At 71.7% G+C, this 12,199-nt stretch carries 11 protein-coding genes and 1 tRNA gene; 3 read left to right on the forward strand and 9 right to left on the reverse strand.

Annotation, left to right across the window (positions count from 1 at the left end):
- Positions 1 to 105: 105 nt before the first annotated feature.
- The 3 genes from NYF13_RS10565 to NYF13_RS10575 form a co-directional block, all read right to left on the reverse strand.
- A complete protein-coding gene (locus NYF13_RS10565) occupies positions 106 to 468 on the reverse strand; it encodes a DivIVA domain-containing protein (protein ID WP_315655984.1) in 363 nt (120 codons plus the stop codon).
- Between the two features lie 191 nt (positions 469 to 659).
- Positions 660 to 1,253 (reverse strand): aminoacyl-tRNA hydrolase, encoded by a 594-nt coding sequence (pth, locus tag NYF13_RS10570; RefSeq protein WP_315655986.1) that lies wholly within the window; start codon positions 1,251 to 1,253, stop codon positions 660 to 662.
- A gap of 10 nt (positions 1,254 to 1,263) precedes the next feature.
- Entirely contained in the window at positions 1,264 to 1,884 is a 621-nt protein-coding gene (locus tag NYF13_RS10575) for a 50S ribosomal protein L25/general stress protein Ctc (protein WP_315655987.1), read from the reverse strand.
- A gap of 333 nt (positions 1,885 to 2,217) precedes the next feature.
- Between NYF13_RS10575 and NYF13_RS10580 the strand changes: the two genes are divergently transcribed.
- Both NYF13_RS10580 and NYF13_RS10585 read left to right on the forward strand, forming a co-directional pair.
- Positions 2,218 to 3,345, forward strand: a complete 1,128-nt coding sequence (locus tag NYF13_RS10580; RefSeq protein WP_315655989.1) for a hypothetical protein — start codon at positions 2,218 to 2,220, stop codon at positions 3,343 to 3,345.
- A 102-nt stretch (positions 3,346 to 3,447) separates the two neighbouring features.
- Positions 3,448 to 4,092, forward strand: a complete 645-nt coding sequence (locus NYF13_RS10585; protein ID WP_315655991.1) for an NAD(P)H-binding protein — start codon at positions 3,448 to 3,450, stop codon at positions 4,090 to 4,092.
- 78 nt (positions 4,093 to 4,170) lie between these two features.
- Here the strand turns inward: NYF13_RS10585 and NYF13_RS10590 are convergent, their stop codons facing one another.
- Both NYF13_RS10590 and NYF13_RS10595 read right to left on the reverse strand, forming a co-directional pair.
- On the reverse strand, positions 4,171 to 5,037 hold the full coding sequence (locus tag NYF13_RS10590) for an alpha/beta fold hydrolase (RefSeq protein WP_315655993.1): 867 nt from the start codon (positions 5,035 to 5,037) through the stop codon (positions 4,171 to 4,173).
- 58 nt (positions 5,038 to 5,095) lie between these two features.
- A complete protein-coding gene (locus tag NYF13_RS10595; RefSeq protein ID WP_315655994.1) occupies positions 5,096 to 6,817 on the reverse strand; it encodes an AMP-dependent synthetase/ligase in 1,722 nt (573 codons plus the stop codon).
- Positions 6,818 to 6,899: 82 nt separating this feature from the next.
- Here NYF13_RS10595 and NYF13_RS10600 point away from each other — a divergent pair, with 82 nt between their 5' ends.
- Positions 6,900 to 7,553 (forward strand): TetR family transcriptional regulator, encoded by a 654-nt coding sequence (locus NYF13_RS10600; protein WP_315655995.1) that lies wholly within the window; start codon positions 6,900 to 6,902, stop codon positions 7,551 to 7,553.
- Between the two features lie 63 nt (positions 7,554 to 7,616).
- On the opposite strand, the gene NYF13_RS10605 is transcribed toward NYF13_RS10600, so the two are convergent.
- The 4 genes from NYF13_RS10605 to NYF13_RS10620 all read right to left on the reverse strand — a co-directional run bounded on the left by NYF13_RS10605 (position 7,617) and on the right by NYF13_RS10620 (position 12,004).
- The gene (locus tag NYF13_RS10605) at positions 7,617 to 8,597 is read right to left on the reverse strand and encodes a ribose-phosphate diphosphokinase (RefSeq protein WP_315655997.1); all 981 of its coding nucleotides are present in this window, start codon (positions 8,595 to 8,597) and stop codon (positions 7,617 to 7,619) included.
- Positions 8,594 to 10,087: a bifunctional UDP-N-acetylglucosamine diphosphorylase/glucosamine-1-phosphate N-acetyltransferase GlmU gene (gene glmU, locus NYF13_RS10610; protein ID WP_315656000.1), complete on the reverse strand. Its 1,494-nt coding sequence runs from the start codon at positions 10,085 to 10,087 to the stop codon at positions 8,594 to 8,596. The genes NYF13_RS10605 and glmU overlap by 4 nt, the downstream gene beginning before the upstream one ends.
- A 49-nt stretch (positions 10,088 to 10,136) precedes the next feature.
- Entirely contained in the window at positions 10,137 to 11,819 is a 1,683-nt protein-coding gene (locus tag NYF13_RS10615; protein WP_396287273.1) for a diguanylate cyclase domain-containing protein, read from the reverse strand.
- A 113-nt stretch (positions 11,820 to 11,932) separates the two neighbouring features.
- Positions 11,933 to 12,004 (reverse strand) — tRNA-Gln (locus tag NYF13_RS10620).
- Between the last annotated feature and the right edge of the window lie 195 nt (positions 12,005 to 12,199).

Raw genomic sequence — 12,199 nt, forward strand, 5'->3', positions numbered from 1 at the left:
GAGGATGGAGTCGGGGGACGGGGCGTTTCGCTTGGTCAGGGGGCGGTGAAAGCCCGAAGGCGGGCAGCGCCGCGCGCGGGATGCACGCTCCGGCGCCGAGCCGGGTTACCGGTCCTGGAGGTGTTCGGCCGCTTCCCCGGCCGGACGGGGCGCGCGCTGGGCGGTGGCCTCGTGTTCGTCGCGGGCGCCGGGGACGCTCGGAGCGCGCCGGCCGGAGAGCTCGGCCAACTGGTCCTCGGCCTCGTCGAGGAACTGGTCCACCTCACGCTCGTCGTAGCCGCGCTTGCCGATCAGCGGCTTGTTGAACAACACGTGGTGGACTTCCGCGGCGGTCAGGTCGTCCTCGTCGGCGATCGTCCGGGCGATGCGCCGCACGTACTCGTCGACCTCGTTCTTCGCGTAGCCGCGGCGGCCGATCGGGGCGTTACCGAAAGCGACCTCGGCGAGATCCTCGGCGGTGAACGACATGAAAGATTCTCCGATTCAAGGTCGGTGGGCGAACTCCCACCCCCCGTCCTAACCGGTCGCCGCGGCTCCGGGAAGGGAAAGCACCTCGGATCGACTCGATCGGGGAGGTAGAAGCCGCCCATCGAGTGAGCGGAGATCACTCAACGAAAGCGAACACCACTCGGCCTCGCTCAGGGAGCACCGGGAGCCGGTCAACCCGCGTGGAACTCGTTCTGCGCGTCCGCGAGGCCCTTGACCAGCAGCGCCTCGGTGGCGTCGGCGCAGCGGTCGACCTCGAAGGCCAGCTCCTTGCGCTCGACCGTGGAGAAGTCCTTGAGCACGAAATCGGCCGGGTCCTGGCGGCCCGGCGGGCGGCCGATGCCGAAGCGCACGCGGTAGTACTCACGCGTGCCGAGCGATTTGGTGATCGAGCGGAGGCCGTTGTGGCCGTTGTCGCCGCCGCCGAGCTTGAGCTTCAGCGCGCCGAAGGGCACGTCCAGCTCGTCGTGCACGACCACGACCCCCGAGGGCTCGACCTTGAAGAACCGGGCGGCGCCGACCACGGGGCCGCCGGAGAGGTTCATGAACGAGCGGGGCTTGACCAGCACCACGCGCCGGCCGGACAGCCGTCCCTCCAGCACCTCGGCCCCGCTCTTGTGGGCCTTGAACCGGCCGCCGATCCGGCCGGCCAGCTCGTCGAGCACCATGAAGCCGACGTTGTGCCGGTTGCCGGCGTACTGGGGCCCGGGATTGCCGAGGCCGGCGAGCACGATCAGCTCGCCGGCCCCAGGCAGGTCTTCACTCACGGAAGTGAGTCTATTCGGCCTCTTCTTCGGCCGGCTCGGCGGCGGCTTCGGCTTCGGCGGTCTCGTCCTCGGTTCCGAGATCCTCTTCACGCGGGGCCTCGTTCACCGCGACGACCAGCGCCTCGGCGTCGGTGACCAGCTCCGCGCCCTGGGGCAGGGTGAGCTGCGAGGCGTTGATCTGGATGCCGGCCTCGAGGCCCTCCACCGAGACCTCGAACTGCTCGGGGATGTGCAGCGCCTCGACCTCGACCTGGATGGTGTCGAGGTCCTGGGCGACCAGGGTGCCCGGGGCGGCGGCGCCGGTGACGACCACCGGGACGTCGACGACGATCTTCTCGCCGCGCTTGACGACCAGCAGGTCGACGTGCTCGATGTAGTTCTTCAGCGGGTGCACGACGATGGTCTTGGTCAGCGCCAGCTCGTCGGAGCCCTCGAGGTCGAGGGTGATGACGGCGTTGCTGCCGTTCTCGCGGACCACGCGGGCGAACTCGAGGGCCGGCAGCGCGAAGTGCCGCGGGTCCGAGCCGTGCCCGTACAGGACCGCGGGGATCTTGCCGGCACGGCGGGTGCGCCGCGCGGCACCCTTGCCGAACTCGTTGCGCGGCTCGACGGAAAGACGTACCTCGGACACGGTGTAGCACTCCTTCAAATCACAATGCGGTGCAGCAGGTGGCGGCGGGGACGCTTCGACCTGGAGCTCGGGGCGGCTGTCCACGGCGGCGAGTACCCGGGCGCGACGCTTCACGGGGGCTTCTCGAGCCGCCGCGTCGATCACGCCGGGCACCGTCCGGTGCACCCGCCTCGCCGAGACAACTCGAGAATTGTAGACCAGCCGGTGCCGATGCGGTAACGACGGGTCGGCCCGCGACCGGCGGACCTTGGGCCGGGCGGTGGGTGAGGACACAATCGAGGTGCTCCCGGCGTCGCCGCGAGGATGAGATGATCCCGGCGGAAAGAGGGTGGAATGCGGGCTCGATGGACCGTCGCGGCGGTGGTGCTGGTGGGCGGGCTGCTCGCCGGCTGCCAGGTGGCGGTGTCCGGCGCGGCCGGGGTTTCGGCCGCCGACGAGCAGAAGGCCGAACGGCTCGCGGCGCAGCGGACGGCCGTCGACTCGGCGGTGGACGCCCTGCGCGAGGCCCCGGCCCTGCAGTACGACACCACGGTCAAGGACGCCTCCGGCCGGCCCGCCGACCTCAGCTTCCGGATCACCGGCGACGGCGACGGGATCGGCACGCTGCCGTTCGAGGGCCGGCCGGTGCGGATCGTCCAGGTCGGCGGCGAGCTGTACCTCTCGGCCGACGAGGACTACTGGAAGGCGCACGGCCTGGAGCAGGACAGCGCCCAGTTCGGCACCGGCTGGGTGCACACCGTCGGCAGCGAGCTGCCGGTGGACCCGGCCGCGAAGCTCTCGCCGGGCCGGCTCGCGGACGCGCTGGGCGCCACGCTCGCGGCGCTGAACCAGACGGCCGAGCCGGTGCGGCAGAAGGGACCGGACGGCCCGGAGGTCTACCAGCTCGGCGGTGGCCTCGGCGCCCTGCAGGTGACCGCGGCGGCGCCGTTTCGCGTGGTCGGCGTCGCGCCGGCGCTGATCGACCCGCGGGGCGGCCCGCAGCTGGGCACCGGGTTCCGGGTCCGCCCGGTCCTCGGCGACGACCTGAAGCGGTTCCGCGCCGATTTCGACAGCGCCGTGGACCAGCTGGGCCAGCCGTTCGAGGGTCTGGCGCAGGCGAGCGTCGCGGTGCTGAACGACAAGCTCGACTGCCAGAACTTCGTCGGCTCCTGCACCACCTCGGTGGACGTCTCGGCCAACGTGGTCGGCGGGGCCGCGAACCCGAAGCCGACGGTGCACGTGACGCTGACCGTCGAGATGAGCGCCGGGGCGCTCGGCTCGCGCAATTGCACCACGCAGGCCGACGCGGCGGCCGACGCGACGATCACCATGTCCTGCTCGGTCAAGTTCTCGTTGCCGAACCGCACGGCCAGCTACCAGGTGCTGGCCAAGCCGTCGGCCGTCGGCGAGGTGCGGGTGCCGTTCGACGCGAACGCGGTGAAGCAGCGGCTGGCCGCGTCGTTCGCCAAGCTCGGCGCCTGACCTGCACGCCTACCCGGGGGTGCGCCGCTTTCGTTGAAGTAGCCGCCGACCCGTCCCTACCATCGGTGCGGCAAGCACGATTTCCCCTGATGAGGAGCGGTCATGAGCAAGCTGGTGGTGTTCGGCGCGACGGGGTACGCCGGCGGCCGGATCACGGACGAGGCGCTGCGGCGTGGTCATTCGGTGGTCGGGGTGGCCCGCAAGGCCGAGGGCCTGCCGGACGGCGTCGAGGCGCGCACGGGCTCGATGCACGACGCCGGCTTCGTCGCGGACGTGACCCGCGACGCCGACGTGATCGTGATCGCGACCCCGGGCCGCGCGGACGACGAGGGCCGTCGTCTGCTGGACGCCGTGCCGACGCTGGTGGACGCGGCCCGCGCCGCCGGTGCGCGCCTGTCGTTCGTCGGCGGGGCCGGCTCCCTGCACGTGGCCGAAGGCGGACCGCGGCTGATCGACACCCCGGACTTCCCGGACGCGTACAAGCCGGAGGCGGGCAGCCACGCCGAGGTGCTCGACGCGTTGCGCGCGCTGCCCGAGGGCGTCGACTGGTTCTACCTCAGCCCGGCCGCCGAGTTCGGCGCCTGGAACGCCGGCGAGCGCACCGGCGAATTCCGCGTGGGCGGCGACGTCCTGCTTTCCGACGCGGACGGCCACTCGCGCATCGGCGGCGCGGACTACGCGATCGCCTTCGTCGACGAGATCGACGAGCCGAAGCATTCGCGGGCGCGGTTCACCGTCGCCTACTGACCCGCCGGAGCCGCCGAGGCCCCCTTGCCCGCGTGCGGCGCGGACAAGGGGGCCTCGGCGGGCTTTCGGCCGGGGAAATCAGCCCGGGGAGCCCACGGTGCACAGGAACTTCCTGGCGTGCGCGGGGTCGAGCGCGTTGCCGACCAGGTTCCACACGTTCAGGTCGTAGGCCTCGCCGATGTGGCCCACCGGGTCGAGCGGGCAGGTGTCCTGGACGTACTGGTTGTCGACCCCCGGCTCGCGGACGAAGGCGGTGTCGGTGGGCGTGACCAGCTCGTCGGCGCGCGAGGTGATGATCGTGTAGCGGACACCGGGCTGGGCGACCGGACCGGCGTTCAGCGTGGCGATGGCCGAGCCGCCGGTGATCAGGTTGTCGCAGGCCGGGCAGCCGAGGGTGGACAGCGCCCGGCCGACGGCGTCGCGCTCGCCCTGGCCCAGCAGGTAGGCCAGCTTGGTCAGCCCGGCGAAGGTGGTGCCGTGCGTGGGCGGCGCGATGGCCACCACGGTGCCGATCCGGCCGGCGATGCCCTGGGTCTTGGTCACGTAGAGGGACTGGAGGCCGCCCTCGGAGTGCCCGACCAGGTCCACCTGCGAAGCACCGGTCTCGGCCAGCACCTGGCCGATGAACGCCTTGATCTCGGCCGCGGAATCGGCGATCGGGCGCAGTCCGCCGACCACGGGGAAGCCCGGGTAGGCGCCGTAGGTCCGGCTGAACGTGCAGTAGCCCTTGGCCGCGACGGCCGCCTGCATGAAGTTCAGGTCCTCGTAGTAGGTGGCCCCGAGCCCGTGGAGGAAGACCACCGGGTGGGGGTGCGCGGCGCTGGGCCGGCACGACGGGTCGTTGTTGCCGCCGGTCGCCGCCTGCGCCGGGGCGACGGTGAACGCCGCCGTCACGAGCGCCGCGGCGGCCAGCACAGCCGCTTTGGTCCGCAATCGCATCCTCATCGAGAAGCTTCCTTCCTCAGGGGCACACCGGCGCCGTTGCCGGTGGATCAGGGGCCCGTCACGGGGCGGGGTAGAGCGTTTCGACCAGCGCGGCGTGGCGGCGGGCGACGACCTCACGGCGGATCTTGAGCGTCGGGGTCAGCTCGCCCCCGGCCACCGAGAACGGCTCCGGCACGATCGCGAACTCCCGGATCCGTTCGGGCGGAGAGTAGCGGGCGTTGACGGTCTCGACCTCCCGGGCGATCAGCGCGCGCAGCCGCTCGTCGCCGCACCAGTCCTCGGCGCCGGGGTCGAAGCCGGTTTCCGACGCCAGTTCGGGCAGCTTCTCCGGGTCGAGGGAGAGCAGCGCGACCGGGTACGGGCGGCGGTCGCCGAGCAGCACGGCCTCGGCGATCCACGGCGTCCGGCGCAGGTCGTTCTCGATCGCGGCGGGGGACAGGTTCTTGCCGGCCGAGGTGATCACGATGTCCTTCTTGCGCCCGGTGATGGTGAGGAACCCGTCCTCGTCGAGCGAGCCCAGGTCGCCGGTGTGCAGCCAGCCGTCCACAACGGACTCCGCCGTCGCCGCCGGGTTGTTCCAGTAGCCCGCGAAGACCCCGGCCGAGCGGCCGAGCACCTCCCCGTCCTCGGCGATCGCCAGCTCGACGCCGGGCACCGCGCGCCCGACGGTGCCCACGCGCCAGGCCTGCGGGGTGTTCGCGGTGAGCACGGCGGTCGACTCGGTCATCCCGTACGCCTCGTAGATCGGCACCCCGCAGGCGAAGAAGAAGTCGAGGATCTCGGGCGCGATCGGCGCGGAGCCGGTGAGCGCGCGTTCGAGCCGCCCGCCGAACGCGGCACGGACGCGGCCGAAGAGCTGCTCTTCGGCCGCGGCGAGCTGGAGCTCTTCCTGGTCGTCCAGCGGCTCGCCGCGCCGGGCGCGCAGGCCCAGCTCGACCGTCGGCCCGAGGTCCGGGGCCAGTCCGCTGACCACGGAGTAGATCTTCTCGAACAACATCGGCGCCGAGGGCAGGTAGGTCGGCGCGACCTCGGCCAGCTCCCCGAGCACGGCGCGGATCTCGCCCGCGGAGTAGGCGATCGTGGCCCCGGTGCGCAGGCAGTAGACCTGCAGCATCCGGGTGAGCAGGTGGGCCAGCGGCAGGTAGGCGAACAGCACGTCGCCGGGCCCGGTCCGGTCGATCCGGCGCAGGGAGGCGAGGATCGCGGTGAAGTTGCCGTGGGTCAGCACGCAGCCCTTGGGCTCGCCGGTGGTGCCGGAGGTGTAGACGATGGTGAACGGGTCGTCCGGCGCGGGCTCGGGCCACGGGCCGGCGTCGGCCGGTCCGGAGCCGGCGGCGATCACGGTCGCGAGCGGTTCGGCGGTCGTGTCGATGCCCCGCACCAGCTTCAGCGCGGGCAGGTCCTCGCGCAGCGCGTCGACGTCCGCCAGGTGCTCGGCGGTCTCGACCAGCACCGCGGCGGCGCCGGAGTCGTGCAGGACCCAGCGGAGCTGGTCGCGCGAGCCGGTGGGGTACACCGGCACGCAGATCGCGCCCAGCCGCCCGATGGCGAGGTCGCAGACCGTCCACTCAGGACTCGTCCGGCTGAGCAGGGCGACCCGGTCGCCCGCGCGCACCCCGCCTTCGCGCAGCAGCGCGGCCACCCGGCTCGCCGCGTCGTGCAGCTCGGTGAAGGAGCGCTCCCGCCAGTGGCCGCCTTGGGGGTAGCGTTGCGCCACCGCTTCACCGAACGCAGCCGCCGCTTCGGCGCCCAGACCGCACAGGCCACGCTCGGTTGACATTCAGTACCTCCGGGTATTGGATACCTGAAGGTATTGAGTGGGGATCGCCGAAGTCAAGAGCCCGACCAGGAGGACCATCCCGATGGCCCCGTCCGAACCCGGAGCCGGCCGAACGCGGCCGACGCGGGCCGAAACCCGCCGCCGCATCCTCGAAGCGGCGTTCACCGTGTTCGGCGAGCGCGGCATCGCGGCCTCGAAGCTGACCGAGGTCGCCGCGGCCGCGGGGCTGACCAAAGGCGCGGTGTACTCGAGCTTCGCCTCGAAGGACGAGCTGGTCCTGGCGTTGATGGAGGAGCACGCCGCGCACCGCCTGGAAGCCAGCCTGGCCGGCTTCGCCGAGGCGGGCGACGGGGGTGCGGGGTTGGCGAAGGTCGCCGCGGTGCTGATGCACGAAATGCGCGCGGACGCGGTCTGGCACCGGCTGCTCGCGGAGTTCTTCGCGCTGGCCCATCACGACGAGAACCGGCGGGAGGCGTTGAAACGGCGCCGCCGCGAGGTCCGGGGGACCATCACCCGGGCGCTGGAGCGGCTGGCCGAGGGGCTGGACCTGGAGCTCCCGCTGCCACCGGCGGAGTTCGCCGTGATCATGCTGGCGTTGAGCAACGGCCTGGCCGTGGAGTCGGACATCGACGAGGAGGCCGTTCCGGACGACCTGCTCGGCCGCGTGCTGACGCTGATCGCCGCCGACGCGGTCGCGAAGGTGCGTTCAGCGGCGGAAAGCGTTGCGGGGCAGTGAGATTCCCGGATGAGCACCGGTCCCCTCCGCCAGCGCGGAGGGGACCGGGACGAGCATCGGAGCTCAGGCGGCGCCGTCGAACAGCGAGGTGACCGAACCGTCCTCGAACACCTGCTGGATGGCTTCCGCGAGCATCGGCGCGATGGAGAGCACCGTCAGCCCGGGGAAGCGCTTCTCCTCGGGGATCGGCAGGGTGTTGGTGACGATGACCTCGCGGGCCTTGCACTGCGAGAGCCGCTCGGTCGCCGGGTCGGACAGGATGCCGTGGGTGGTCGCGATGACCACGTCCGCCGCGCCCTCCTGGATCAGCGCCTCGGTGGCCTTCACGATCGTGCCGCCGGTGTCGATCATGTCGTCGATCAGCACGCACAGCTTGCCCTGCACCTTGCCCACCACCCGGTTGGCCACGGCCTGGTTGGGCTTGTCCGGGTCGCGCGTCTTGTGGATGAACGCGATCGGCCGGTCGCCGAGCTGCTGGGCCCACTTCTCGGCCAGGCGCACCCGGCCCGAGTCCGGCGAGACCACGGTGATGTCCGCGTCGCCGTAGGTGGCCTTGATGTGGTCGGCGAGCACCGACTGGGCCATCAGGTGGTCGACCGGGCCGTCGAAGAAGCCCTGGATCTGCGCGGTGTGCAGGTCGACGGTCATGATCCGGTCCGCGCCCGCGGTCTTGAACAGGTCGGCGATCAGCCGGGCCGAGATCGGCTCGCGGCCCTTGTGCTTCTTGTCCTGGCGCGCGTACGGGTAGAACGGCATCACCACGGTGATCCGCTTCGCACTGGCCCGCTTGAGCGCGTCCACCATGATCAGCTGTTCCATCACGTACTCGTTGATGGGCGTGGTGTGCGCCTGGATCACGAAGGCGTCGGTGCCGCGCACGGACTCCTCGAACCGGACGAACAGCTCACCGTTGGCGAACGTGTGGGCGGTCTGCGGGGTGATCGTCACGTTGAGGTGCTCGGCCACCTCTTCGGCGAGCTCCCGGTACGCACCGCCGGAGAAGAGCATCAGATTCTTCTTCGGCGTACCTGACTTCGGACTCATGCTGGCGACTCCCCGTCGGCTCCTGCTTCTGACACGGACACGGCGGTGTCCTCACTCGCGGCGAGCGCGGCTTCCGCCGCCTCCGCCGCGGGCGTGCCCGGCCTGCGCCGGGACGCCCAGCCTTCGATGGTGCGCTGCGGACCGGCCGAGACCGCCAGCGCGCCGGGCGGGACGTCGCTGCGGATCACCGCACCCGCTCCACTGTAGGCGCCGTCGCCGATCCGCACCGGCGCGACCAGCGTGTTGTCCGCGCCGAGGCGGACGTGGGAGCCGACCACGGTGTGGTGCTTGCCGACGCCGTCGTAGTTCACGAACACGCTGGAGCAGCCGATGTTGCTGTGGTCGCCGATCCGCGCGTCGCCGACGTAGGTCAGGTGCGGCACCTTGGTGCCGGTGCCGATCTCGGCGTTCTTGGTCTCGACGAACGCGCCCAGCTTGCCCCCGGCGCCAAGCTTGGTGCCCGGCCGCAGGTAGGTGTACGGGCCGACGTTCACCCCCTCACCCAGCTCGGAGCCGGAGCCGTGCACCCGCACCACCGAGGCGTGCGCGCCGACGGTCACGTCGGTGAGCGTGGTGTCCGGGCCCACCAGCGCGCCTTCGCCGACCGAGGTGGTGCCCTTGAGCTGGGTGTTCGGTTCGAGCAGCACGTCACGCGAGAGCGTCACGCCCGCTTCGATCCAGGTGGTGGCCGGATCGGTCACGGTCACGCCCTCGCGCTGCCAGCGGCGCACGATCCGGCGGTTGTACTCCGCGCCCAGCACCGAAAGCTGCACCCGGTCGTTCACGCCCTCGGTGAGCCACGGGTCGTCGACCACCAGCGCGCCGACGCCCTTGCCGTCCTCGCGGGCGATGCCGAGCACGTCGGTCAGGTACAGCTCGCCCTGGGCGTTGTCGGTCGACAGGCGCGAGAGGCCGTCGATCAGCACCGCGGCGTCGAAGGCGTAGACGCCCGAGTTGATCTCGCGGATCTCGTGCTGTGCCGGCGTGGCGTCCTTGTGCTCGACGATCGCGCTCACGCCGCCCGCGTCGTCACGCACGATCCGGCCGTAACCGGACGGGTCGGCGACCACGGCGGTGAGCACGGTGACCGCGTGGCCCGAGCCGGTGTGCTCGGCCAGCAGCGCGGCCAGCGTCCCGGTGTCCAGCAGCGGCACGTCGCCGTAGCTGACCAGCACGGTGCCGGTCAGTCCCGCCGGCAGCTCGCGCAGCGCGCAGGACACGGCGTGCCCGGTGCCCTTCTGCTCGGCCTGCACGGCGGTGGTGACCGCGCGGCCCAGCCCCTCGCCGACGCGCGCCAGCTCGGCGCCGACGGCTTCCCGGCCGTGCCCGATCACCACGACCAGGTGGTCGGGGTCCAGTCCGGCCGCGGCGCGGACGGCGTGCTCCACCAAGGGGCGCCCGGCGATCGGGTGCAGCACCTTGGGCAGGGACGAACGCATGCGGGTGCCTTCACCCGCGGCGAGGATCAGCGTGCTCAGCGGGCCGCTCAACGACACTCCCAAAAGAATTCATCCGGTGTGGCTTGCTCGGCCCACGATCCTACGTGGGCTCTTCGGCATCCCACGCGGGGTCGGTCGGGCTGGTCCCGTCGGGCCAGCCGGCTCCCGCGTCGGTGGCCATCGAGTTGGCCGAGGCCACCTGGTTGCCGCCACCGCGTTTTGCCTGGTACATGGCGGCATCCGCGCGGGCGAGCACCTGCTCGGCGCGCTCCTGTGGGCGCAGGGAGACCAGCCCGATCGACAGCGTCACCCCGTGCGAAAGGTGGTGCGGGAGCTGTGCGACGGACTTCACTGCCCGGCCCAGCGCCATCTTCGCCGCGGAAGCCGGCGCTCCGGGCAGCAGCACGACGAACTCGTCGCCGCCGTAACGGGCCACGACGTCGTCTCCGCGCAACGCGTCACGAAGCGTGCTCGCGACAACACGGAGCACGTTGTCGCCCTCGGCGTGCGACTGCTTGTCGTTGACACCCTTGAAGCCGTCGAGGTCGACCAGCCCGACGGCGAGCGGCTGCGCGTCGGCCGAGGACGCCAGCGTGCGCAGGCGCTCGTCCAGCGCGCGGCGGTTCGGCAGCCCGGTGAGCGGGTCCTGCAGCGCCTGCTGGGTGATCGCGCCGTGCTCGGCGGAAAGGCGCTCGTGCTCGCGACGGGCGTTGAGCGTGGCGATCTGCGACTCGCGCAGCGTCCACATCTCGGCTTCGAGCGTGGTGGCGTAGTCGACCAGTGACCGGTTGGAGTGCTCCGCGGTGTCCAGGCGCGCCAGCTCCCGGGCCACGTTCAGCCGCATGGCCGGCTGCAACGACTCCTCGGACATCGCCGCGCTGACCTCGCGCAGCACCTCCAGCGCCTCGTCCCGGCGCGCGGACCGGTCCAGGCAGCGGGCCAGCGCGATGGCCACGATCTCCTGGTCGTGCGGGAAGTGGTGGCCGGTGTTCAGCTCCCGCAGCCGGGCCACGTGCTCCTCACCCGGGTGGTGCAGCGCCAGCGCGGAGGCGAGCACGCCGACCTGGTCCACGGCCGCGACGCCGGCCTTGCGCGGGAACAGCGATTCGGCGAACGGGCCCTCGGCCGCGACGGCCATCGACGCGGCCGTGCGGAACTTCTCCTTGGCTTCGTCGTACCGCTCGATGCGCTCCAGCCGCAGGCCCCAGCCCAGCAGCATCTTGACCCGGTTGATCAGCTGAAGGGTGATCTCGTGCGGGCTCGCGCTCTCGCGGATCGCCTGGTGCGCGCGCCCGATCACCTCTTCGGCGGCTTCGTAGACACCGAGCTGGTTGAGCACGATCCAGCAGTCGATCAGCGCGTTGGACTGCATGCGGTTCCAGTTGCGCACGCCGACCTGGCGGTCCGGGATGGTGGAGTCGTCGAGGATGGCCAGCGCGCGGGCGATCTCGGTGAGCGCGGCGTCCTCCTGCGCGGCCAGCACCAGCCGGCGCCCGCGCAGGGCGTGCGCGTCGGCGCGCAGCAGGGAGAGGCCGTGGCGGCGGGTGTGCGCGAGCATTTCGTCGAGCCGCGGCTCGGCCTCGGCGGCCAATCCGCGGGTGACCAGGCGGGCGAAGGCGGAAGCGCGCAGGAGCTGCGCGACCAGCGTCGGCTCACCGCGGCGCAGGGTCTCTTCGAGCAGCTCGTCCATGATCGCGACGATGTCGAGCTGCTGCTCGTGCGGCTGCCGCTGGACCGCCGCGATCAGCTCACGGGCCCGGCCCACCAGCCACGCGTCGGACATCTCGGCGAGGGTCGGGCGCCGGGCGCCGGTTTCGTCGCTCGTCTCGTCGGTCAGCCGCACCCACCCCCATCACCATGGCCGCCTGATCACCCTGCTGCCCTGTCGCTCAGCCGCTCCGCCGCCAGGATTCGAACCTGAACCGTCAGAACCAAAATCTGAAGTGCTGCCGATTACACTACGGCGGATCGATCCTGGTCAGGATAGCGATGATCGCCCATCGGGGTTGCGGGAGGGTGAGCCCGCTGCCCCATCGTCTCCCAGGTGAAGCCCGGGACGCCCCGGGAACGGGCAAATCGGGCCTCCCCAGGGCGCGAAACCTCCTGTACCGTAACTTACGGCATCGTAGGTAAGGTGACCCTTCGCCAGAGCTCGTAGGAAGA

It is taken from the genome of Amycolatopsis sp. PS_44_ISF1, from assembly GCF_032335455.1.
Classification (GTDB): Bacteria; Actinomycetota; Actinomycetes; order Mycobacteriales; family Pseudonocardiaceae; genus Amycolatopsis.